This window comes from Streptococcus oralis (assembly GCF_964238205.1).
Taxonomy (GTDB): Bacteria; Bacillota; Bacilli; order Lactobacillales; family Streptococcaceae; genus Streptococcus; species Streptococcus oralis_CZ.
Map to the genome: position 1 here is coordinate 118226 of NZ_CAXSLF010000001.1, position 24468 is coordinate 142693.

Annotated in this window: 26 protein-coding genes, 1 tRNA gene and 1 pseudogene; 4 read left to right on the forward strand and 24 right to left on the reverse strand. The window is 32.7% G+C overall.

The features are described 5' to 3' along the window. The 9 genes and pseudogenes from ACESOD_RS00640 to ACESOD_RS00680 form a co-directional block, all read right to left on the reverse strand. Nucleotides 1-807: an alpha/beta hydrolase gene (locus ACESOD_RS00640; protein ID WP_373093410.1), complete on the reverse strand. Its 807-nt coding sequence runs from the start codon at nucleotides 805-807 to the stop codon at nucleotides 1-3. A 153-nt stretch (nucleotides 808-960) separates the two neighbouring features. After that, nucleotides 961-1705, reverse strand: a pseudogene (locus ACESOD_RS00645) (lysostaphin resistance A-like protein). A gap of 412 nt (nucleotides 1706-2117) precedes the next feature. Next, nucleotides 2118-2441 (reverse strand): TfoX/Sxy family protein, encoded by a 324-nt coding sequence (locus tag ACESOD_RS00650; protein ID WP_373093412.1) that lies wholly within the window; start codon nucleotides 2439-2441, stop codon nucleotides 2118-2120. Nucleotides 2442-2810: 369 nt separating this feature from the next. Then, a complete protein-coding gene (locus tag ACESOD_RS00655; protein WP_373093414.1) occupies nucleotides 2811-3254 on the reverse strand; it encodes an SMI1/KNR4 family protein in 444 nt (147 codons plus the stop codon). Nucleotides 3255-3625: 371 nt separating this feature from the next. Beyond that, the gene (locus tag ACESOD_RS00660) at nucleotides 3626-4243 is read right to left on the reverse strand and encodes a DNA alkylation repair protein (RefSeq protein WP_373093416.1); all 618 of its coding nucleotides are present in this window, start codon (nucleotides 4241-4243) and stop codon (nucleotides 3626-3628) included. Between the two features lie 133 nt (nucleotides 4244-4376). Continuing rightward, nucleotides 4377-5252: an aminoglycoside phosphotransferase family protein gene (locus ACESOD_RS00665; protein WP_373093417.1), complete on the reverse strand. Its 876-nt coding sequence runs from the start codon at nucleotides 5250-5252 to the stop codon at nucleotides 4377-4379. 106 nt (nucleotides 5253-5358) lie between these two features. Then, on the reverse strand, nucleotides 5359-5967 hold the full coding sequence (locus tag ACESOD_RS00670) for a Type 1 glutamine amidotransferase-like domain-containing protein (RefSeq protein ID WP_373093419.1): 609 nt from the start codon (nucleotides 5965-5967) through the stop codon (nucleotides 5359-5361). Between the two features lie 47 nt (nucleotides 5968-6014). Next, nucleotides 6015-6443, reverse strand: a complete 429-nt coding sequence (aac(6'), locus tag ACESOD_RS00675; RefSeq protein WP_373093420.1) for an aminoglycoside 6'-N-acetyltransferase — start codon at nucleotides 6441-6443, stop codon at nucleotides 6015-6017. Between the two features lie 288 nt (nucleotides 6444-6731). Then, nucleotides 6732-7274, reverse strand: a complete 543-nt coding sequence (locus tag ACESOD_RS00680) for a GNAT family N-acetyltransferase (protein WP_070460561.1) — start codon at nucleotides 7272-7274, stop codon at nucleotides 6732-6734. 336 nt (nucleotides 7275-7610) lie between these two features. Here ACESOD_RS00680 and ACESOD_RS00685 point away from each other — a divergent pair, with 336 nt between their 5' ends. The 4 genes from ACESOD_RS00685 to ACESOD_RS00700 all read left to right on the forward strand — a co-directional run bounded on the left by ACESOD_RS00685 (nucleotide 7611) and on the right by ACESOD_RS00700 (nucleotide 8854). Continuing rightward, nucleotides 7611-7856, forward strand: coding sequence for a hypothetical protein (locus ACESOD_RS00685; RefSeq protein WP_001813542.1), 246 nt, complete (start codon nucleotides 7611-7613; stop codon nucleotides 7854-7856). 61 nt (nucleotides 7857-7917) lie between these two features. Beyond that, nucleotides 7918-8187 carry a DinB/UmuC family translesion DNA polymerase gene (locus ACESOD_RS00690; RefSeq protein WP_001816406.1) on the forward strand — a complete coding sequence of 90 codons (270 nt, stop codon included), beginning with the start codon at nucleotides 7918-7920 and terminating at the stop codon, nucleotides 8185-8187. 12 nt (nucleotides 8188-8199) lie between these two features. Next, nucleotides 8200-8568 carry a hypothetical protein gene (locus tag ACESOD_RS00695; protein ID WP_000567222.1) on the forward strand — a complete coding sequence of 123 codons (369 nt, stop codon included), beginning with the start codon at nucleotides 8200-8202 and terminating at the stop codon, nucleotides 8566-8568. Then, complete coding sequence (locus tag ACESOD_RS00700; protein WP_001072467.1) at nucleotides 8555-8854, forward strand: DUF5960 family protein; 300 nt, start codon at nucleotides 8555-8557, stop codon at nucleotides 8852-8854. The genes ACESOD_RS00695 and ACESOD_RS00700 overlap by 14 nt, the downstream gene beginning before the upstream one ends. Before the next feature lie 117 nt (nucleotides 8855-8971). On the opposite strand, the gene msr(D) is transcribed toward ACESOD_RS00700, so the two are convergent. The 15 genes from msr(D) to ACESOD_RS00775 all read right to left on the reverse strand — a co-directional run bounded on the left by msr(D) (nucleotide 8972) and on the right by ACESOD_RS00775 (nucleotide 24467). Then, complete coding sequence (msr(D), locus tag ACESOD_RS00705; RefSeq protein ID WP_000420313.1) at nucleotides 8972-10435, reverse strand: ABC-F type ribosomal protection protein Msr(D); 1464 nt, start codon at nucleotides 10433-10435, stop codon at nucleotides 8972-8974. A 119-nt stretch (nucleotides 10436-10554) separates the two neighbouring features. Then, entirely contained in the window at nucleotides 10555-11772 is a 1218-nt protein-coding gene (mef(A), locus tag ACESOD_RS00710) for a macrolide efflux MFS transporter Mef(A) (RefSeq protein ID WP_000417519.1), read from the reverse strand. A 385-nt stretch (nucleotides 11773-12157) separates the two neighbouring features. Further along, nucleotides 12158-12328: a hypothetical protein gene (locus tag ACESOD_RS00715; protein WP_000873143.1), complete on the reverse strand. Its 171-nt coding sequence runs from the start codon at nucleotides 12326-12328 to the stop codon at nucleotides 12158-12160. A gap of 542 nt (nucleotides 12329-12870) precedes the next feature. Further along, on the reverse strand, nucleotides 12871-14625 hold the full coding sequence (locus ACESOD_RS00720; RefSeq protein WP_373093421.1) for a recombinase family protein: 1755 nt from the start codon (nucleotides 14623-14625) through the stop codon (nucleotides 12871-12873). A 163-nt stretch (nucleotides 14626-14788) separates the two neighbouring features. Then, on the reverse strand, nucleotides 14789-14950 hold the full coding sequence (locus tag ACESOD_RS00725; protein WP_373093423.1) for a hypothetical protein: 162 nt from the start codon (nucleotides 14948-14950) through the stop codon (nucleotides 14789-14791). Between the two features lie 134 nt (nucleotides 14951-15084). Further along, nucleotides 15085-15309, reverse strand: coding sequence for a helix-turn-helix domain-containing protein (locus tag ACESOD_RS00730; protein ID WP_049503158.1), 225 nt, complete (start codon nucleotides 15307-15309; stop codon nucleotides 15085-15087). Nucleotides 15310-15489: 180 nt separating this feature from the next. Further along, the gene (locus tag ACESOD_RS00735) at nucleotides 15490-16449 is read right to left on the reverse strand and encodes a D-alanine--D-alanine ligase family protein (RefSeq protein ID WP_373093425.1); all 960 of its coding nucleotides are present in this window, start codon (nucleotides 16447-16449) and stop codon (nucleotides 15490-15492) included. 77 nt (nucleotides 16450-16526) lie between these two features. Then, nucleotides 16527-16612: transfer RNA gene (locus ACESOD_RS00740), tRNA-Tyr, on the reverse strand. 92 nt (nucleotides 16613-16704) lie between these two features. Beyond that, a complete protein-coding gene (locus ACESOD_RS00745) occupies nucleotides 16705-18528 on the reverse strand; it encodes a hypothetical protein (RefSeq protein ID WP_373093427.1) in 1824 nt (607 codons plus the stop codon). 1 nt (nucleotide 18529) lies between these two features. Next, a complete protein-coding gene (locus tag ACESOD_RS00750; RefSeq protein ID WP_049505085.1) occupies nucleotides 18530-19720 on the reverse strand; it encodes an MFS transporter in 1191 nt (396 codons plus the stop codon). Then, nucleotides 19710-20657: an ATP-grasp domain-containing protein gene (locus ACESOD_RS00755; protein ID WP_049505087.1), complete on the reverse strand. Its 948-nt coding sequence runs from the start codon at nucleotides 20655-20657 to the stop codon at nucleotides 19710-19712. Before ACESOD_RS00755 ends, ACESOD_RS00750 begins: the two co-directional genes overlap by 11 nt. Continuing rightward, a complete protein-coding gene (gene aroB / locus ACESOD_RS00760) occupies nucleotides 20654-21730 on the reverse strand; it encodes a 3-dehydroquinate synthase (protein ID WP_049505136.1) in 1077 nt (358 codons plus the stop codon). The genes ACESOD_RS00755 and aroB overlap by 4 nt, the downstream gene beginning before the upstream one ends. Continuing rightward, nucleotides 21723-22493, reverse strand: coding sequence for an SDR family NAD(P)-dependent oxidoreductase (locus ACESOD_RS00765; protein ID WP_373093430.1), 771 nt, complete (start codon nucleotides 22491-22493; stop codon nucleotides 21723-21725). The genes aroB and ACESOD_RS00765 overlap by 8 nt, the downstream gene beginning before the upstream one ends. Then, nucleotides 22468-23727 carry an aminotransferase family protein gene (locus ACESOD_RS00770; protein WP_049505091.1) on the reverse strand — a complete coding sequence of 420 codons (1260 nt, stop codon included), beginning with the start codon at nucleotides 23725-23727 and terminating at the stop codon, nucleotides 22468-22470. The genes ACESOD_RS00765 and ACESOD_RS00770 overlap by 26 nt, the downstream gene beginning before the upstream one ends. Then, nucleotides 23715-24467: a bifunctional 3-deoxy-7-phosphoheptulonate synthase/chorismate mutase gene (locus ACESOD_RS00775; protein ID WP_373093432.1), complete on the reverse strand. Its 753-nt coding sequence runs from the start codon at nucleotides 24465-24467 to the stop codon at nucleotides 23715-23717. Before ACESOD_RS00775 ends, ACESOD_RS00770 begins: the two co-directional genes overlap by 13 nt. Nucleotide 24468 lies beyond the last annotated feature (1 nt).

Genomic DNA, 24468 nt, shown 5'->3' on the forward strand with positions numbered 1-24468 from the left:
TTATGATATATCAGATTCATTACACATTTCCAATGAATCGCTCTTTAAAAATGGCACTACCAAATTAATCCACTCTTGAGGCAGGTAAGCTGATAAATAGCCGTGGTTATAGCCCTTAGCTTCATACAAAATCGTATTTGGATGCAGTTGTTGAAATAATTTCGCTGATGCTTTCACACAGTTCAATTCTTTTTCACCATAAATATAAAGAACCTGCGCCTTACCAGAAGAAATCGTATCCTTTAGCTTGTAATGCCCCATATAGGTTTTGTAAATGGTCACCAATGTTTTGATAGGCGTCCTTGGCAGATCCTCCAAATAATAATCTTTTATTTCCTCTGGATAAGCCAGTTTAGGATAGAGTTTGTTCATCATGCTTAATTGAAGTTCACAAGAGAATTTACTAAACATCAGTTTACCAAATAGTGATACTAGAAAGATGCTAATTTTAGCCAAGCTTGGTTGAGGAATACAGGGACTTCCATCTATGATGGCTTTCTCAGCTATCTCGCTGTCTAAGGACAAAAGCTCCATAGCAATTTGACCACCAAGTGAAACACCACCGATTGCAAACAATTTCCCACCACAGTTTGCTTTGATATAGTCTTGAATCTCCAAAGCAGAATCTTCAGTAGAAACATAATCAAGTTGATATTCTTCGCCGTGGCCATTCAAGGTGGGTAGAATGACACGATACTTCTCTGACAAGATCCGTGCTTGACGAAGATAATTCCACCAAGAACTGCCACCGCCATATATCAGCAAGATAGAAGGCAAATTCTTATCACCAAATTCATGGAATTTCATATTTAAACCCCTTACTAAAGGACTTTCAATAGATAAATACTTGTTTAATCAGTTTGAACAAACAGTGATGCCTCATCAAATAGAAAACTCACTAACATTGATTATCTAATTAGCAAATCGTTACTTTCAATAAAGGATATGCTGATTTAAATTTTAAAATGTTGTTTCCTTACTAATTCTATTACTCGCCAATATTGTATAAATTAAATAAGCAATAAAAATGATAATAAAAATAACATTAATTTTTAACACAAAATAGAGATTTAATAAATTTGCGAACGCATGAAATAATATACAGTAACCCACTGATTGAGTTTGACGATAAAGAAGCCCTAAAACAAAACTTAAAAATAATGTATATATAAAAAATAAAATAAAAGGAAATCCTTGATGACTTTCTCCAACTATAAACCATAAAGGTAGATGCCATATTCCCCAAATTGATCCTACAATCAAATTAGATTGCCAATAAGTATATTTTTTATCAAGTAATGGTTGTAATATTCCTCTCCATCCTAATTCTTCATGTCCACCACCAAAAAAAATTAATTGAAAAAAGAATAGTGGCATCAGATAAATTGATACTCCGTTTAGTTCTAAGGAAGATACAGAAAATAATATCAAAATTGCTAACAAATGAATAATGAAATAAATACTACTATTTTTTCTTTTATTAAATACAAAATGTTTAAATTTTATATTATTACTTTTCAAATAAAAGCCACTTGCAATAGCTGGACCAAGTGCACCTACTATATGTAACATTCTCCCTATAAATGTTTCTAATCCCAAAATATGAGATTGAGTAAATACGGCAAGAAGCCCCCAAGCTATATAAGTAATTCCAAATGTACAATAAAGATAATTTTTTAAAATTCTTCTTGTCAATTTCTGTCATTTTATCTTCCTTATTTTGATTATTTTATGAATAATATTTTTTACTGCTTCTTAGTTGCTATCGATTATAACTACCTATATTCTATCACAAAAACACAAAAAAGCCTTACAATCAAGGCTTTTCATTATTGATTCATACCAAGATTTCTATGCTTTTACGAGCAAAGATGCACACTCGGCGGTTCGCTGTTACCGTATCGTTTCGTCGTAAACTCCTTACTCTACGACAGCTATCCCATGGGCAGAACATCTGCTTCTACTTCGCTGATACCTCAGCTCGGACAAGCAGTGGTACGGTCTCAGCATGAAACGAGTGAACACTAATTATGCCAGGTAATCTTGTCTGTTCTATAAACTTTTTAACGATAGCATAAGGTTATCGTTAAATGGTATTACCTAGATAAACTGAGATTTTATTGTTTCTTTTTCTTTTGTTTTGGTGCAGGTAACTCATCATACATTGAATTAAATAAGCCGGTTAAATATTCTTTGTTGTCAACATCATCTACCAATAGCATTTCCTTTGCACCTTCATACGGCAATTCGTATTCTACATTCGGCATATACGCTATTGCAGATTTGACAGGCTTCACTAAAAATCTATCATCATAAATTCCACCCATGATTTTCCCTCGATAATAAATTATATATTCACCCATCATTGCTCTATATGATATTTCTTCCAACTCGGACAATTGTTCTAAAATGAAATCTAAATATTCTTTACTTGAAGCCATAATCTACACCTCGTCAAATTCTAAGTTGTATAGAACAACTAATACTATAGCATTTTAATTCAATTTTAACTTATCAAAAAATCTCATTGTGAACCTCTTTATTAAATTCAAATCTATATAATGACCGTTGTACATATTTTACGCTAAACTAGAATCTATCAAACTGAGTCTGTCCTGCCACCATACTGTTTTTCACTCTATCATTTGCTTCTTCAGTCCAAATATTGGTTTTATCACACTTATGATAAATGTCACTAATTCCTACATTCATATTTCTCTTTTCGATCAATTACCTTCTTAATATATTCCATATCTTAATCATATTGTAGATGCAACATTTAATACATACTCCCTATAGAATATATTGTATCAAGAAAAGCTTTCTACCTGTTCTACTAAATCTAAAACAAGTTCCGAAAAGTTCCCAGCAATTTCCTCAAGGTCAGCATAGTCATTGTTATATCCACGAACCTTACCGCTTTTCAGGTCTATAAATACGATGCTTCCATCACCTAAACCTCCGATAGGAAACACCGGGCCGTGTTCACATTCACTCATATACTCCTCGTATGCCTCTTCAAAGTATGTATAATTTTCCTCCAACTCCTTCAAGTCAAAAATCCATGGTTCTACCAAATAGCAACCACCTAGGTTAAGTAGTAGCCAGCGGTACTCTGCTGGTATGGAGGCATAACTTGCTTCAAACTTTTTTATATCCTCCTCTGACTCCGGTCGAATACCGTCTGTGAAGGCACTCGTTTCATAAGCTATCCCAATTCTATCAAGGTGTTTTTCCAAATCAACATTACACATTTTTCCCTCCTAGTAACTTCAATTTACTTGCTAGAAATCCTTTCATTTCAATATTTTTATAAAGTTGTAAACTCTTTTTTAACAGTAGAACTTCGTCATCCGCAGTAGCCCACTACCAATCTAACTTCACTTTCGCTCATTCTCTTGGGAAGACCTTATATGAACTCTACATCTTCCCACAAAACCTTTCATTTCAATAGATTAATTAAACAATAGGTACAACCCTTGACATCAACACAATTGTCTCACAATGTAGCGCTAGCAAACTTCTATATTATATAACGAAAGTGATAGAGTTGTTGTTTAAAATTAAACTTTAGAATGAAAATATTCTATAGTTAGCATTTTTCAAACTTTATAGCTGATAATTGTCACTTAATAAATTTACTTGCTAACTTGTAAACTTTTTGAATCTCTTTACTCTTAACGTCCCAACTATCAAGTTCTTCTTTGATTAACTCTGGAAATTTTTTGCTAATATCCCTCAAAGCATTGCCAACTGATTTTCTAACATATTCACTAGAATCTTCTTTTAATGTTGCGATTCGTTTAATAGCTTCATCTGGATTATCCTTGAAATATGGTCTACTCGTCCATATTCTCAAACCTTCTGTAACAGCTCTTCTAACATTTGGATTACTGTTTTGTAACCATTCGTCAATAACCGGAAGAGATTTTTCATAACCTGTTTGCTTACAAAATTCATCAAATGCTTTTGCTAATACTTCTTGAACTCTCCAATTTTCATCTTTTGAAACCTCATCCCTCATGAAGATCAAAAATTCTTCATACGATGACAAATGGCCAAAGAGAAATACACTATACATTCTAACTTGATATACATTGGATTTAAAGGCTAAAAAAGCTAATTCTTTAGTATACGCATTATCGTTTGATAGATAGTCAGCAAGAGCTCTTTTCTCTTCTTCTTTAAATCCTTTTTCAATTAAAGAAAATTCTTTTTCTAAATTTAAAATATATTCTTTCATGTAACTTGATCCCAAAACAACATTCCAAGTTTCAAGATAATTCTCGATAGGTATTAATAAAGAATTGAATTCGTTATAATATGAGCAAATAATCTTGACATTTTTTCAAATTGATATTTAAACTCTTTTATTATTAAGCCTTTTTCTCAATCAAGTACCAACTAGGAATGATTTGCTTCATATCATCATACCATTCTAAAATTTCCTTAGCTTGATGTTGCATTACTGCTATTTCTTCGATTCCGTAAGGAACAGACCATGGAAGAGCACCAACTATGTTATTTACAATATAGATAGCAAGAAGTTTCCAAAATAAATCTGGAACCTTATGATCAAAATATCCATCTATCATACCAGAGGCAAAAGAAGGTGAAACTTGAGCAGACCATACAATACGATTGAATTCCTCCCAAGGATCTCCAAGATCAAATCGATCAAAGTCAATGACATAAATTTTGCGATCTTCACCAATCATGAAATTCCCGATATGATAATCTCCATGTTGGAAAACCTGAGGTCTGTCTTTTAACAATTCTCGATTTGCATTTAAAAAATCAATAAAAATCTGACCATTTTCGTATTGAACGGGGCATTCTTTGTATTTTTTGATTTTGTCATCAATTTTACGATTAAAAAAAGGTTCCCAATCTTCACGAACTTCTGTAACAGGAAGTGAATGAATCTTTCGAAGTATACTTCCTGCTTCTACTCCGTAAGTGTATTGTTGTTCTTTTGAAACAGTTAAAATGGTTACTCTAGCATCTTTCCCGTCTATCCATTCGTGTAAAGAATGTACTCCATCATCGCAGAGTTCAATGCTAATTGGTTTACACATCGGAACTCCAAGAGAAGCTACTTTCTCCATCATATCAAATTCAAATTTTTTAGAATCTAACTTCTCCTTATCAGAAACACGCAAGAAATATTTTTGCTGATTTTGATCTGTCACACAATATTTTTTATCATCTGACCAGCCTTTATTTATGGCTATCTTACTACTAAAATCCATCAAGCACTCTCCGATTCATTTCACAACACTTTTTGCAGTTTTCACTAGTAACCTATCCAGTTCCTCTACACTTTAGTTACCTAGATCAAGATTTAGATAATGAAAACTAGTCAATTCTCTCAATAATGTTTCCAAGTTTATCTAATACAAGACAGGAATGATCATTTAGTGGAATTATGGGAACATCAACAAGTTCTTCAGCTCTATCCTTGTTAGCTTTATCATTCCATGAATCATGATGGACACTAATTAAAAACTGACTAAAAAGTCCCAACCCATTTTTAATCTTTATCTGATGATCTGAATTATCATTAGGTGAAACATAGACTTTTTCTCCTAATAATAGGGCTCCTGCAGAAAACCCTATAACTTTTGCCCCTTTATTCAGCATAAGCTCGATATAATTTTTGAACTCCTGATTGACATAAGTAGCTATATATTTTTCCGTATTTTCTCCACCGATGATGATTAGATCAGCATCTAGATAGCTATCAAAAATAATCTGCTCAGTGTCCAAAAGTAAGTATTCAGTGTTTAGATTAGGAAATTGACTTTGGAAAACTTCCGTGTACTTTTTCATATAGGGTTTCCAATTTTCTCGATAAACTGTAAAAATGACAATTCTTTCGATCTTCCTTGATGACACAATTTTATTAACAATCGTATGGTTCTTTATCGGCGGATTTCCACCCATCAAAAAAATTTGTTCGTCCAATCTTTCACACTTTCCATAGATACATAAATTTTGACCACGTTCTGAAATTATAATCTCTTCTTAAAATGAATAATTCTATTTGCCTCCTGAAATCCAATATTGAGATGAAATCTTATAGAATCCGTATTCATTAAAGTACAGTCACTTGCAAATTCCTTACATCCTTTATTTTTCGCCCATTCCTCACATTTTGTACAGAGATTTTTAGCAATATCCTTTAAACGATATTCCTCGTCGACAATAATCCCTTCTAAGAATCCAACAGGACTATATTTACAACCTTCAACATAATCAAATCTGAGTGAACATAGTGCTAGACCTACAATTGTGTCACCTTCAACTTCAGTAAAGATTGCAGTATTTTTGCCATTCGTATATCTTTTTACTTCATCAATAGCTTCTTTATCGGTCAATTGGGGCCATAATTGTTTCATTTGTTTAGCCATTTTTATAGAATCTTTTGTTATTCCATCCATATTGATGTTCCTCCTCAAATTACAAGCAAATGTTTCGAATCACGCTGTTACTTTGTTACTCATTGGTTGATACCAATACCATCCCTTTCTACTTTTCGACTGTCTCAGATTGGAAGAGCAGATCCACATACTCAGCGGTTCGGACTTACCGTATCATTTCGTCGGTTTCCCTCCTCATTCTACGAGTCCTATGCCCAGGGCACCTTCTCAACCTTCAGTCTCACCTTGTCGCATGGGCCAAACATCTACTTCTACTTCGCTGATGACTCAGCTTGTACAAGCAGTGATTTACTTAAATGAAATCCATTCTTCTTTTGATAGACAGGTTACGTGTTCTGTACGAAGAACACCTTCCCATGCACACGGAACGTTCTCTTTTGTATGACGATAACGGAACCCGCATTTTTCCTGAACTCTCTGCGACTTTGTATTGCCGTCAAAATAACCGCACCATAATTTCTCCAGATTCAGGTCATCAAATCCATGTCTCATCATCTCACGAACTGCTTCTGGTATCAGGCCTTGACCCCAATAGGGAACTCCTATCCAGTAACCAATCTCCGCCTCAGTATCCGGAATCCCTTTATCACTTGCAGAGCCAATCATCAGTCCTATGCTACCCACTGGCTGCATCGTTTCTTTTAAAACAATGGCGTATGTCTCAGGTGCTGAAAGATAACTTTTTATAATCTCCCTACTATTTTCAACGCTTGTATGTACTGGCCAACCTGCAATCGGACCCACCTCGGGATTACTGGCATATTGAAATAAATCATTGGCGTCTTTTTCTTCCCATGGGCGAAGAATCAATCTTTCCGTTTCTAAAATCATTTTTCTCTCCTTAAATTCCAACTGTTTATACAATCATTTCAAATGAAGGATTTTTCATGATTTGACTCTTTGTATCAACGCTATACACTCCACATGTGCTGAGAGCTTTCTTCTATACTAATAGACGAAAGGGTGTGAAAATGATTTTTAAATGATACTGTGGAACGGAACAGTAGCCCTAGTATTGACTACTGTCGTTTCTATTCATATTGGCTATTCTAGGACTGAGATGAAAAAATCTATAAATGCTCAGAATAAAATTGAACCCGCAAATCTCCCCAAAACAATGGTGAGTCATGTACTTGTATTATTCCGAAAAAATACACCTCTGGTGCAGTGAGACAAATTGGTGTATCTTATAGTGGCTTCGTAGATGAAAGCTATACTCTACTATCACTCTTTGATGATGTAGAACAAATTGAAAAAGATAATAGACTTCAGACAGCTATTGATGTTGTCAGAGAACAGTTTGGTTTTTTAGCCATACAAAAAGGAACCGTCCTAACTGAAGGTTCCAGAAATATTGAACGCAGTAAACTTATCGGTGGTCATTCCGCGGGTGGATTGGAGGGATTAAAATGAAACAAAAAAAAATACAGTACAATTTTCAGAAATCCGTAGCAAAGGATGTAATGATATTGAAATGCTTGAAAGATTTTTACATGGAATCGTTGAAACAGCAACTTCAAAACTTCGTCAGAGAAAACTCAAAACAACTGAAATATCGATACGACTAGTACATGCTAAATCTGAAAACCGATTACCATTGGAATTTACATTTAGCATTAAGCCAACAAGCTCATCTGTGATAATCTATACTGAGGTAATCAATCGCTTTAAAGAATGTTACACAGGTGGGGGAATTCAAGGTTTTACGATTCAATTTGATAAAAATACCCTTGCCTCTGCATAGAAAGGATTTGATATGATTGACCGTTCATATTTACCATTTCAATCAGCAAGAGAGTACCAGGATACAAAGATGCAAAAATGGATGGGCTTTTTCCTATCTGAACATGCATCAGCACTCTCTGATGATACAAACAAAGTAACGTACATGTCTGACTTATCACTAGAGAAGAAATTATTACTCCTCAGTCAAGTATACGCCGGGCAGCTACGCACACGCATTCAAGTGATTGAAAAAAACAAGCGTGTTTCCTACACTGGAACAATACCAAGTCTGACCAAAGATTTCATTTTGATAAAAACTACAACAGGTCACATCAATTTGAAATTAAAAGACATTATTAGTATTGAACTTGTCGAGGAGGTGCTCTATGAATCAGCTTGAGTTTCAGCGTAATCACCTACAAATGGACTATTATAGCGAGAGCTACCAAGATTTTGAACGTGACTTCTACCGCTACTCTAACATGAATATTCCATTGACCTTCCTAACTGATGATATCCTAAAAACAATGGCGACTTCACGTAAGAATTACTTTGTCCTCAATAAGGAAAAGTCCAGAGATAACCGCGATCACTTCTTCATATTTGAAGTAAGTACCGTAGATGAGAATCCGCTAATCTATCATTATACATATAAGAAAACTACAATATATTTAGCAGAAAAATAGGAGCAGTTCAATTGACTGTTCCTATTTTTAATATTCATAAAATCTAAAGTCTTTATACTCTTTAACAATGGAGTCGCCAACCAGAACAGACTATACTGACCAGCGACTACCTTAAATTTAATGTTTCAGATTTATTTTCTTATCTCTAATTTCATAAACTACATCTGCTACATTTTCGAGTAATCGTTTATCGTGGGTGATAAACACGATAGTTCCGGTGTACTCCTTCATTAGTATTTCCAAAGCCTCTAAACTTGGTATGTCAAGGAAGTTACTGGGTTCATCCATTATTAGGATGTTATATCTACCCATGAGCATTTTAGCAAGCAACAATTTTATAATTTCTCCACCGCTTAAAACAGATAAACTTTTTCCAATATCGTTCTGTTTGAACCCCATAGATGCTAGCACTGAACGAATTTCTGATATATTGTAGTCACAATCCTTCTGCATAAACTCCATAACATTCTGATTACTGTTGTACTTGTAACCATTCTGTGCAAAGTAACCTATTTTTGCCTTAGGCGAAATAGAAATTCCTTCTTCATGGTTTAAGATCATTTGGATTAAAGTTGTTTTTCCGATTCCATTACCACCAGTTAACGCCACTTTTGCTCCTAACGGAATTTGAAAAGATGCATTTTCAAACAGAGCCTTATCCCCAAATACTTTATTAATTTCTGCACCGACTATAGGGTATGGATTATGGAGCTCCAATGCTTTACTTTGCCTGAAACGAATTCTGCGAATGCCTTCCGGAGCTTCTACTTTTCCTAAGGCCGCAATCCTGTGCTCTAGGGTTTTAGCAGCATTATACATCTTTTTTTCCTTACTTCCTATTGATTTTTGATGAGCTAAACGCCCTCCGTCTTCAGTACTTTTTTTCTTTGAAGAACCTTTTGCCTTCTGTTCTATTTTACGAGCCTGTTTTCGCTTTTCCTCCGCAGCCCTTTCCAATCGGGCACGTTCCGCAATAAATTGTTCGTATTCTGCAGCTTGGCTCTTACGTTCTTCCTCTTTCTGACGAAGATAATCAGAATAGTTTCCCCAATACTCAGTGATTTTGCCATCTTTCAGTTCCCATATTTTATCTACTATTTCATCAAGAAAATAGCGGTCATGGCTAATAACTAACAGTGCACCTGTAAAATATTTTAGCTGTCCTATTAGAAAATCAATTCCTTCACGGTCTAAATGGCTCGTAGGTTCATCCGCTAAAATACCATGAACCTGTGCCGATAAGGCCTGTGCTATTTTAAGCCTTGTTTCTTCACCACCGCTCATAGTCTGTATATTTAATTGCTCAACACCTAGCTTGCCTACAAGTGCAAAATCTTTTTCCTCCTGCAGAGTTACTTCGTCCAACTGGGGAATATAGGCAAGTTCACCCAGACGATTCATTTTACATCCTGGGGGAGTTAATTCTCCTAAAAGTACCCTGAGTAAAGTGCTTTTTCCAGCACCATTTGCTCCTACTAAACCAATACGGTCATAATCATATACTTCTAATTCATTTATATCTAAAACATCGCGTCCTTTGAATTCCACACGAATGTCTTTTGCTTTTAATATTAATTCCATAACATTTCCTCCTGTCTATAATCGCATGCTTTCATTTGCTTGTATGCAGGGAAAACCCTGCGATTTTAGCAGGAAGAGTTACATGAAAATAAGATACATAAATATTCCTCCAATATTGTTTATTTTAAATCTAATTTTCTAACCTCAGTTATCATTTGGCAAACTATAGCAATGCCAATAATTAAAATACCTGATAGTAAAAACCAATGATTTACACCGATTTTATCAGCAAAGAATCCAGAAAGAATTAACCCAATTGGCATAGCAAGTGACATGATACTTCCGATCAAAGAAAATACACGTCCTAAATATTCAGGCTTAATTTTCTCCTGAAAAAGAGCTGTTTGCACACCGCTATAAAATGGCACCGAAAGCCCCATTATTGCACAGCAAACTACGAATATTACAAATCCATTTGGAGGAAGTATTCCCGAAACGGCTAAACTGGTCCCCATTATAAAAAATGAACTTGTTATTAGTAATACATGCTTTTCGAAGCCCCCTAATCTTCCTAATAATAAGCCTCCTGCTAGCATCCCAAATGCAAAGGAAATTTCCGTAATAGAAATATGCACAGGCGTTCCATTAAAGTGTTCCATGCTTATTAAAGGAAATAGTGCATTGATTGGCATATAAACAAAAGTATATAGTGTTCCTAAGAGTAATAAGGCAAACAATCCTTTGTTTTGTCTCAGAACCACAACTCCTTCTTTCATCTCCCTTATGAAATTTGGTTCTAAACTTTGCACTTGATTACCCAGCTTAGGTATACGTACAATTGCTACCGTAATAGATGCAATCACAGCACCCAATACGTCGATGGCAATAATAGCATTTAAATCCCAAACGGAGTATAAGAGTGCTGCAACTGCCGGACTAACAATATAGCTTATAGACTGCAAAGACTGACTATAGCCTGCGCATTTCGTTAGCTGTTCTTCTGGTACTAAAAGTGGTGTAACCGCATTGAGTGCTGGGGTATGAAAAGCTGTTCCAATGCTACGGATAAACAATACTATCATAATCATCCAGACAGGTAGCTCCATACAGAATGCAACAATAGCAAGCACTGCACCAGCTGCTGCGATAATTAAATCGGCACCAATCATTATCTTCTTCCTATCATGACGATCCACTAGCACACCAATGGCAGGTCCCAAAATCGCATAGGGTAAAAAACCTACTAATGAAGCCATAGACAAGACCATCGCAGATCCTGTTTTTTCTGTAAGGTAAAAAATAATCGCCATTTGCAGGATGGCACTAGTGATTAATGATACTGCTTGCCCTGCCCATATTGCATAAAATTTTCGTTTCCAATTGTTGTATTTTTCCATTTATATTATCTCCTGCATATTATTTTGCTTGAATTTCTATTTTGAATAGCATTCTAGGCAATAAAAAATGCAGGCCAAACCCCACAATGTGGCTTTTGGTCTGCATACATACAATTTGGAAACATTCATATTAAAGACATAGTTAAATAAAGGTATAGTTAAATAACCAATATCCTCACCGTAACTAATGAATGCTCAATATCGTATAAATAAGCACAACAAAAAAGCCTATCATCGGGTATAGATTCTGCTTTTTTTATTGCCAGCTTATCTTAAACGCATTGAGGCTGTCATAGTTTCGGTTCCTCCTACATCTTTGTTTATATCAATTTATAGTATAACACAACAAGATGATATGTTCAATATAAAAGTTATGGAATGAGACTCATACTTCCAATTCGATGCCAGATTTAAAGGATATGACGAAGTTTTCTTCATAGACTGTAACGCTCTGGATTATCTTCCTTAGTAGCAAGCGATTAGCTTTCACAAAATCTTCTGTTTGTAGTTTTAAAAATTCATCAGGATTTTCTAACTCAACCTCAAAATATTTCATTTTACATTCCCTCATTTCATTTATTGATAAATTGAGTTTGCAAAAAAGAGTGGACAATTTTTGTCTACTCTTAACCTTTAAAATAGTTTTTTTTAATCGATTTGAAGTTGCCTAAATTATTACTTATTCGGTAAAATGAAGTATTGCTTTCAACAGATTTCCTTCAACTACACTTCACTTGATTCAAACAAGGTGGGTACATTTCTATTCCCACAAACTCCTTGTCAATGGAAACAAACACGTACCCACAGGGTAAATGGAAATAGAAACTGATAATTTCTAGCTATCACTTCTACTCATTCCAAAAATTTTCTCACTCTGATACTTACCCACCATAAAGCAAAAAGCCTTGCAATCAAGGCTTTCATTATCCCTTTCGTTCAAAGGTTTCTAAGCTTTTACGAGCAGAGCGACACACTCAGCGGTTCGCTATCTCCGTTCTGTCTGCGTGCTAGCACTTGTCAATCACGGACAGCTATCGCATGGGCGGAAGTAAATGCTAATCTTCGTCGTTTTACTCCTTGACTAGCAAACTTACCGCCTCAACATGTGTTGTCTGTTCCTTTAGGATACAATTTTTTATCCTCATCACTGTTTTGAGGACACAATTTATCTGGTTCTAGTTTAGCATTTTTACGTTTACTTTTAAAATGTTTACCGTCCTTATTTTGTGTTTCTCCTGTTTTGAAAATAATAGTTAACATTGCAGGGTCTATTTCCCCATCACTATTAACACCTCCTACAATAATTTTATCAACAATACTCTCAAAAACCGTACGATCAAACTCGGTGAGTAATTTCTGTGAAGATAGTAACTGTTTAAACTCAGTTAGTCTTTTCTTTACATCAATTTCTGACTTCAAAGTTGTTTCAACATTTACTTTTTCTTCTGAAAGATACTCTTTTTCTGAAGAAATTTCAGTGTATTTTTCATTATAAATGGAATCACTAATCTTCCCTTCTAGTCTTAAATTTACAAGATTCTCCTCTTTTTTTAGTAATGTACGAAGTTTATTAGTTATTTTTTTCAGTTCTTTGTTGAGGCTATTGTCATTCAACTCAGATTCAATCGTTTCAAGTAAGTCTGACACTATATTTTCATTCGAATGATAGAGCTGTCTGTAAGCTTCCATGAAAGCTCCCTCAATAGCTAGTTCTTCTAATCCTTTACTATGTTTACAATATTTTTTCCCTTTTTTTATCGAAGTAACACAGTGCCACACAACTTTGCGATAATCTGAACGACAGTGCCAACTTCTCCTAGACAATAATGAACCACAAAAGCCACATTCTAACATACTACTGAAAGCATACATTTTTGAATAGCGTTCACGTTTTCCATTTACATTTGTAGCTGTCTTTTTATTTCCTGCCCTACGCAACCTAATCGCCTGTGCTTTTTCAAAGTCCTCTTTAGATATTATAGGTTCATGATTATCTTTGATGTAGTACTTATCTTCTTCACCAAAATTACTCAATCGTCTCTTACTTATTGGGTCAACTGTAAAAGTTTTTCCCATTAGGATATCGCCCTTATATTTTTCATTCTTTATGATTCCTAAAACTGTTGTATCATTCCAATGATCTAAGCCTCTCGGAGATTTATAGCCTAGTTCGTCAAGTTCCCTTGCTATGGCCCTCCCTCCAATACCTTCTAGATATCTTTCGAATATGTAACGAACTATTTTTGCTTCTTTTTTATTGATAGAAAGTTGTTTAGTTTCCACATCATAGTCATATCCCAAGCATCCTTGAAATCCTATCAGTTCACCACGTTGCATCTTCATTTTTAATCCCTTTTTCACATGTGCAGAAGTATTTTCTACTTCTTGCTGTGCAACAGAGCTAAGAATAGTTAGAAGTAGTTCTCCATCCATAGTAAGGGTATCTATGTTCTCTTCCTCAAAATAAACTCCAATTTGCATATCCTTTAACATTCTGACATACTTCAAAGTATCTAAGGTGTTTCTTGCAAATCTAGCAATTGCTTTTGTTACAATATAATCAATTTCTCCATTTACACAATCATTGATTAAGCGTTGAAAATCTTGTCTCTTTCCTACTTGAGTTCCTGAAATCCCCTCATCTGCGTAAATATCTGCTAGTTCCCAATCTGAACGCTGAGAAATGTAATCTTTATAATGTCTCACCTGAGATTCATAACTGTTCTTCTGATCATCACTATCAGAACTAACTCGACAATAGGCAGCAACCCTTTTTAAATGTCTTTCTACATTGACACCTCTACGTCGAACTAAAGAATCAGCTTTTATTATTTCAACATTATTTTTTTTCATACTGAAATTCCTCCTTTTGATTCTATATTACCGCGTTCAAATAAAAAGGTCAGCTATTTTGTGTACTTAATACGCAGTCTGCTTCTGATTTTTTCATATTCATTTTTAGATAACAATTCTTTAGAGTATAAAAAATTAAGCATTGATAACTGCAGACTATATTTTACAACTGTTTGTTCCAAAATTTTTCCTCCTGATAAAGTGATACTCTATCATTTCCTCCGTGGGTATGATTGGTTAAATCATTCATGGGCATCTCGCCCGCTGTCCTTTTACGATGGCAGCCTGAACGTTCAGAAGTATCATTGTCCTTATTTGTGGTCATGGCAGATAGAGAACCACTCTATTTTATAGCTAATAATTTTCGCTCTTATCACGGCGTATCTCACTAAATTGCTCGACAAATAAGAAAGTCCCACCTCGGTTTATTCAATTGTCAATGAACAAATCAAGGAGAGACTATTTTATTTTATGTTTTATCCTATCTGGACAATCTGTTAGCCCTAATAGGTAATCCGTACTAACATCATAGAGTTTAGAAAGTTGCACAAGAACATCTGCCGTTAAGGCAACCTCTCCTCTCTCAATTTTTGCATAGTTTGTATGAGAAAAGGAAAGTAAATTTGCAACAAACTTTTGAGTGAAATCGTGATCTTCCCTCAAATCCCTTATCCGTTGGTACATCTAGCTTTCTCCTAAGAAAAGTATATGTCACTTTCAGAAAAAAGCTGGGAAATTGTCATAATATGACAGTAAAATTTGTACTATCTTATTTCAAATTTAAGTAAGTATACTAGTGGTACTTCATACATTATTATCTTGCAAACAGTATATAGAATGCATCCTTAGAATATATAGTCGTCTTTAATTATATTTTTTTATGCTGAGACTAATTATTTTCTTGCATAAATTACTAAAATTTATCCCTTCTGCCTCGGCTTCCTTAGGAAGTAAACTAGTTGGAGTCATACCAGGTATACTGTTCGTTTCGATGAAGTAAATTTCACCATTATCATCAATAATAAAATCTGACCGTGAATATACTTCAAATCCCATTAAGTCATGAACTGTTTTAGCATATATTTCCAACTTTTTCTTTAGCTCTTCAGATATATTTGCAGGACAAATTTCCTTAACAACTCCAGGAGTATATTTTTTTTCATAATCATAAAAACCACCTTCAATAACAATCTCAATAGGTTGCAAAATTTTTTCACCAATAACTCCGATAGAAATCTCTCTTCCATTTATATATTCTTCAATATTATAATTCTCTAAGTCATACTGTTGAAGTTCTTCTTTCGTTTTGATAATTTGAACTCCTATACTTGAACCACTGTCATTCGGTTTTATTACTAATGGAAAAACAAATTTATTTTCCTCAATATACTCATAGGGAGTTTTAATCCCAACTGTACTCACAAGTCTCTTTGATAATTTTTTATCTAAACTTATAGCATTACTTTGATATCCGTTGCCAGTATACTTTATATTACAAATATCCAGTAACGCCTGTAACTTTCCATTCTCACCAATCCCCCCATGTGTAGATAAGAAGACGATATCTGCTAATTTACAAATTTCAATAACTGAATCTGTTATTTCAGCAGATTTATCTATCTCAAATTCTGATAGGCTACCTTCTTGGTACAACTTATATAATTCAGAAAAATGTTTTACCTCTTTATTTTCAAAATTGTATATTCCATTTAAATTTAATCTAATTACATTATCGGTAGTTAGCGCTTCAGCAATTTGTCTTGAAGAAACTTCCGAAATTAAGCGTTCTGGGCTCCTACCACCATATAAAACTACAATATCCATTTGATTTACCTCAATAAAATTAAAAAAACAGTAAAACCCATTATAAAAGTTTTACTGTAATTCACAAATATCTTATATGCGGGGTGAAGGATTTGAACCTCCAATAGACATTTAGTCGAACCTACCTGTATCATAGGCGCGTTTACCAATTTCGCCAACCCCGGATAAATTATTTATGAATTAATTATACCATTACAATAAGTTAGTGTCAATAGTTTTTAGCAAATAATTGTGATATTTTTTTGAATTTATATCTTAGAATTGTCTTTTATAAAGGCTAATACCTAGATTATTCATAATTAAAATAGTAAAATATATTCTCGTATCTTTAGAGAGCAATTCGTTAAGACTAATTTCCTGGATAAACTGTCTAGAGGCATTAGGTTCTAATGTAATCTTATGTAAATCCGAACTAAATTTATCATTTCTTACACAAGTTTTGATATATACTTCCTCAAAATTATTACCATTATTTTTAATTGAAAATTCTACTCTAGCCTCACTACTTGTAAATTTCTCCAATTTATTTATCTTAAGTGAAATATTTTCTTCGCTTAAATCTTCTATAATAGAACAGCAAGGACATATTTTTACAATTCTTTTGTACCTAGAATAATAATCACTAACATTTACCTTTTCAATTGATCTTTCATTACATGTTGAGCAGATTATTTGTTCTTCAGTACATTTTATCCTAAGATTATTTCCATAATGCAGATCATACATTCTATATTTATCCTCAGAAATATTCTTAGCCCAGTAATTCAAAACTTCTCGACTTATCATATCAACACTATCAATTAAATTGTTTATAATTTTTTTAACTTTAAAATTAACTTTAGAATCTTTTCCAAAATCAAATAAATAGTTTTCTAAGTTATTGAATTGCGATATTAAAGTATTAGTGTCTTGCTTAAAGTTCTTATTGCTGTTCGGATGCATATGGGGTATACTGTTATCTCTGTTAAAGTTATATATCATAATAGGTATTTTTTTAATAAAATTCTCGAAGATAGAATTATCCTCTGTCAAAAGTTTATCACCATATACTACTTGATCTGAAAACATTAATCTTTCGCCATCAATCGTATCAAAATAACGAATACTTTTATTTGAAATCAATATTTCATTCCTTTGAAAATTCGACTTTTGTAAAAAATAATTATATAACTTTTCACTATTCTTAAATCGATTGTTTGGATCCCCATATAAAACATAGCACGGAGTTAAATTGTTATAGACACAATATTCATTACACCGCCTAGTTACTGTTCCAAAACTCTCTTCCCTCTCTAATAAACAATCTGATAAAATTAATTCGTTAGCATCAGATAATTTAGTAGAAAAAGGAGCTATAAAAGATACAGCTGAACTATTCAATAATCCAAATGACAAAGTTTCCTTTCCTTCTTTCTCAAATTCTCCCGGTGCTACAACACCAAGAACACAACCATTAATCATTATTAAATCTGAATTAAGTTGTGCTGTATTTAAAACTTCTTTTGATGTTTTTATTTGACTATTACATAATGCTATATTTTTTCCTATCGCTAATTGATCTAGTCTTCCTCCTCCGTAAATAAATAATGCAGATCTTCTTTTACAAAGCAAATCACTTGTAAGATTCGATGAATACATAGAGATCAGAGAATTTATTTCTTTAATCTCAGATTCTCTCCGTGGTACTACATTTAAAGAAGTATAGCTAGATTTCTTTATCATGCTAAAAGTTAAATTTTTAATAGCAAAGTTCACTACATCTTGAAAATTATTTCCTGTAAAATATCCAATGTCAATCCCTCTATTCAAAGAAATTCTAGTAATTCTCCTCAACGATTCATATTCCAAATTATGAGATTCTGAAAAAATTATAATTTTTTTAAAATGTGAGAACTCTAAATATTCAAATATTTCTAAAAATGACTGTAATTCACAGAAATCATACTTACTTTTAGATGAATAAACTTTAGCAATAACATTATATTCGTCATTACTAAATCCAACCACAATTGTACTACTTCTTATATCCGTAGTACTAGAGTGAATCTCTTTTAATAACGATAGGTATTTTTCATTCATCTTATTTATCTCCCTTTATTTTCTTTTCATAACTCTTTATAAGAATAACCAATAAACTACTTAGTAATCCCAAAATAACTAGACTTAATCTCGGGTTTAAAAACCAATTAAAATAAGCAGCCAGTATCCCTCCAAAAGGAGCAAAAATGGTAGCTATTACAAAAGAACTAGAAAGTATTTTACCAATATTATACTCAGTACTTTCTTGTTGCTGTATTGTTGTAATCGAGACAGAAGCTATTGTAATTAGTCCACTCAAAATTGAATAACAAATTCCAAAAAATATCCAATTTTCTACTATTCCGCTTGCCATAATGACAAGTGGGATCGTTACCATTGATATATTCATTAAGATAAAGGTATCCTTCTTATTCAAAAAAGTAGAAAGAAGAGTTACTGCTATCAAACTACCAAATCCAGCAATTGAGTATACAATTCCAACAAGACTATTTGATAACTTTAATTGATCCTGTAAATAATAAATAATTGTTGCATTAAAGCCTAACATAGCGATATTCACAACAATTGTAAAGAGTAAAGAAACTCTCAATTTAATATTTGTGAAATTCTCTTTAAAACCTGCAAACATTTCTTTTATATCATCATTCCCGTTCTCCTTGTGTCCTTGATTTGGAATATATGAGATTAATATTGAAAGAAATAGTAACAAGAACGATGCACTATTTATAAAAAAAATGCTATTAATATTAAACTTTAACATTAATAACCCCGCCAGAGCTGGAGAAACTAATTTTGAAATAGTTCGTACACCTTGAAACTGAGAATTATATTTTTGTAATTCTTCCTTCTCAAATAATGCAGGGGTAATGACTGAGAATCCTGTTTGAAAAAGTGTCGAAAATAAAGGAATCAAAAATGCAATAACATAGTAAAAAAATATAGAAACTGAATATTTAGATAATATAGGTATTACACTACATAATAATGCAGGTATTAATGTAGACCATAATAATATCTTTTTCTTATTGAAATTATCTAATAAATATCCCATAAAAAATCCCAATAAGAGTTGAGGTAACAATTCAATAATTACCATTCCTCCCATTGCAAATGAAGAATGAAATTCTTGGTAAATCAAAATAGGAAAAGCAATCTTTTGAAATCTATCTCCAATATTTGATATAAATTCACCAAAAGTAATTGTATAAAACGTTTTCTTGTTAATATTCATAACTCCCTTTCCTCCTCTCTAAACCACGATAAATATCACTTTTTATTAAATCTGTAAAGTTTATTCCAAAACTCTTTGCAAGAGTAGGCACAACACTATTTTCACTTAAACCGTACATAGTTCCTAACTCAATAAAATATACATCTTCACCACATACTCTGAAATCAAGATAGCATGTGCCATCTATTTCATAATAATCTAATATTTTCTGAGTATATTTTTTTAGTTTAGAATTGATTCCATTTTGTGAATCATCAACAATAAACATATTTTCACCACTATTATATCTTTCTTCAAAATCTATATCTTTATTAATTCTGGCTTTAGAAACACCTACTTTAATCTCATCTCCTTGGAAAATAGCGGCCACTATATAATCATTTCCTTCAATATACTCTTGTATAAGCAAATGTGGATCAATATTCAAAAGATCCGGTAAATTCTCTTGAATATCTTGTAATGAGTTTACTTTTTTAACTCCATGACTTGAACCACTTAAAAACCTTGGTTTAATTACTAACGGGAATCTCATTTGATTCCTAATTATAAATTTTTCTATACTATCAATACTCATTAAACCATCTACCTTAAATGTCTTTGGAGTATTTATATTTAATATTTTTGATAATTTACTAAAAAAATATTTATCTCTACAAACAGCACTTACCGTAGCAGAACATCCCGTGTATGGTATATGGTAAGATTCTAAAATAGATTGTAAAACACCGTTTTCACCAATCCCTCCATAAGATACAATATAAACTAAATCAAAACATTCAATATATTTTAAGACATCATTTAACTTTTCTAGATTTTTCAACTCTACAACTTCATTATAGATATCTAAATTATCCAATTCTTTTGAAACAATCTTTCCAGCTTTTTGGGCTAAATTATACTCATGCGGCAAACTTGACACAGTTACTAAAACTCTCATTTTTCCACCAAATACTTTCTTAAATCATTAATGATTTTTTCACTGTTCTTCTTTATTTTATAAATTGAAAAGCCTTGTTCTGTAGGTAAGATAAAATGGATTTGGTCTGAAGAATTTTTCTTATCTGTTTTTATTATCTCTGCTATCCTGGCTATACTATCATCATTCAAATTTATAAAAGTTGGAAGCGAGTGTTTCTTTAAAGCCGCTAATAATTTATTATATTTTGACTTTGATAATTTCCCTTCGTCCAGTGATAATTTCGCCTCAAAGACCATACCTATTGCAACAGCTTCACCGTGTAAATATTCTAAGTGCCCGTATAAAGTCTCAATAGCATGTCCTAGAGTGTGTCCAAAATTTAAAGATAATCTTTTATGATTTTCAAATTCATCATTCTCTATCACATCTTTTTTAATTTCAATTGATTTAGAAATAATATATTCCATCTTCTCAGATATATTATCTGCTTTAGTCAGTACATTCAATAGAGATGCATTATATATGTAAGCCATTTTAATAACTTCACTCATTCCACAGCAAAATTCTCTTTGAGGTAATGTATCTAAAAATTTTAGGTTAACTATAGTAAATTCCGGTGGGTAGATAGCACCAATCATATTGGTTAACTCATTAAAATGAACGCCAACTTTTCCTCCTATACTACTATCTACTTGACTTAGTAATGTAGTAGGAACTTGAATAAATCTCATTCCTCTATTAAACGTTGCTGCAGTAAATCCACCTAAATCTCCAACTACACCTCCACCTATTGCTAAGAGTATATCACTTTTATTAAAGTTATTCTCAATTAGTATGTCATAAAGTTTTTGAACCTCCGTTAACGATTTAGAGTTTCCCCCTGGTTCTATAATATGTATAAAACAGTTAAATTTCTTCTCAAGATTAAGAAATAGTTGTCTCTGATGGAAGTAAACATTTCTATCCGTTAAAACTAATAATCTTATTTTTGATATATCACATATTTTGGAATTCAATGTTCCTATTACATCCTTAGAAAAAATTACAGAATAGTTCCGTAACCTCGAATGAACTTCAATATCTTTATTCAAAGTAGTATCCCCCATTCACTTTTATAATTTCACCGTTGATAAAGGAAGCTTTGTCTGATGCTAGAAATTGAACTAACTCACTTACTTCCTTAGCACTCCCCATTCTTTTCATACTATTAATATGCGAGTATAACTGCAGTTCAGCATCTTTTTCACTTACATTATTCTCTTTTGAGAAATTAGATATTGCATTATCTGTCATATTTGTTTTTATAGAGCCAGGTGCAACAATATTTATTCTAGTTTTATGTTTAATAAACTCTTTGCTTAAAATCTCTAAATAATATGTCATTGCATTCTTAGTCATTGAATATAGTGGAAATTTACTCCTAGGATATATACCTGCATTTGAAGAAACAAAAATTATACTTGTTCCAAAAATATTATATTGTTGGACTAATTTTAAATGTTGTGTAGCAAGATAAATTTGTGAGATTATATTTACTTTTATTAAATCATCTAAATACTCTGGATCTACATCAAATATATTTGTCTCAGGAATCCCAATCCCTGCATTCAGAATCAATATATCAATTCCATGATATTCCTTAAAAATATCAGAATACCACTTCATAACATTTGATGTATCCCTTAAATCTAAAATTGATTTATTACAATTGAGTTTTTCTAATGAAGAATTTGAACTTCCGTGGTAAATAACAGTATTCCCATTTTTTTCAAAGTCATGAGCAATCTGTTTTCCAATTCCCCTACTGCTTCCCGTTACTAATACTTTCCTAGTTATATTTTTTTGAATATTCATAAAAGCACTCATCTAATCTATTGATAATTTCTAAAATAAAATTCTCTTCAGAGACAAGAGGAGGCATTAATACAATGGTATTATTATATGCTGATCGGCTAAGCATATTCTTTTTCTCAAGTAATTTGTAGAAAAATTCTAACTCTTGCCCATCTTGTTCTACCAATTGAATACCTAACATTAGCCCCCTACCTTTAATTGAATGAATTAGACTACTATACTTCTTTTGCAACTCATTCAATTTCTCCAAAAATAGTGCCGACTGCTTATTAACATTTTCTAAAATATTTTCAGATTCAAAAATATCTAAAACTTTGTTTGCTGCTGCAACTCCCACTACTGAACCAGCATTCGTATAACCATGTAGTAATTTTTTATTTTTAAAGATTGAAACGATTGTATCAGAAAATAAAGTTGCTCCTAGTGGTGCATACCCTGCTGTGATATTTTTAGCAAGAACAAGGATATCAGGAACTATTTCTAATCCTTGATATGCAAACATCGAACCAGTTCTACCGAACCCTGTTACTACTTCATCAAAAATCAATAAAATATCATTATTTTTAGTATATTCTCTTAGCAAAGTTAAAAATTCTTTTGGAAATTCAATTATTCCTCCAGAGCCAATGATTGGTTCAATAATAATAGCAGAAATCTCTTCAGAATTGAGTTTGTCTAACTCTCTAAAGACATTATCCCCGTCATTATTATCCGGTAAAGGAAGTGTAAAATAATTTTCAATATCCAGTACACAACCTTCCCTATTGGGTTCTTCTCCCATAACATTCATTGCACCTAACGATACCCCATGATAACTCATAGCAAAATGTCCTATTTTAACCTTTTTGTATTTTTGTTGCTCATAATAAAATAGTCTCGCTACTTTCAAAGCTGTCTCAACTGAATCTGAACCACCTGTACCATAAAATACTTTGGAAAATTCAGGAGCTAATTTTAATAATTTTTCACTATACTCAATTAACAATGGATATGCTCTTCCAAAAAGTGATGTTAATGGTAACTTATTCATTTGATAGTTCATCTCATCTATAATATCTTGCCGAGAGTAACCTAAACCTGCATTCCAGATTCCTGAAATAATATCAAGATATTTCTTTTTGCTTGTATCATAGACATATGTTCCGTTACCGGAAGCTACGATAAATGGTAATTTATCAAATGTCGTAAAGTTAGTAAAGTTCAACCATAATTTTTCTGTTGTTAATTTTTCCATAATTTTTCTCCCAATTCTTTTAGTTCTTGAAAATCAATTTGTTGCTCTGCATCAGATAATGCAATATCGGGATTAGGATGCACTTCCATCATTATTCCGTTAGCCTTAATTCCTTTCGCAGCATAACTAGCCGGTAGTAACAGTTTTCTTCTACCTGTTGAGTGTGATACATCAACAATTACAGGTAAACCTGTCTCAGATTGCAAAATAGGTACTGCCATAATATCGAGTGTATTTCTAGTTCTATTATCAAAATTTCTGATACCTCTCTCACATAAAATTATATTGGTCTTACCATTTTTTTGTAAATATGACAAAGCTCCTATATACTCATCAATTGTTGACATCAATCCTCGTTTAAACAACACCGGCTTTGTAATTGTAGCTAGCTCTTTAAGTAACTCGAAATTTTGCATATTACGGGAACCTATTTGGATTATGTCTATATAGTCATATGCCTCTTCGAGCTGCTTTATTGACATAATTTCACTAACTGATTTAAGCGAAAATTCTTGACACACCTCATATAGATATTTAATACCTGTTATCCCCAAACCTTGAAACGAATTAGAGGTTGTTCTTGGTTTATAAGCTCCCCCTCTAAGATATTTATAGCCTAATGTTTTAACATGACTTGCAGACTCTCTAATTTGATCATACGACTCTATCGAACAAGGACCTACAATAAAGTTTGAAGGATTACAATTTGTACCTATAAAATCATTCATTATTTCATTCATT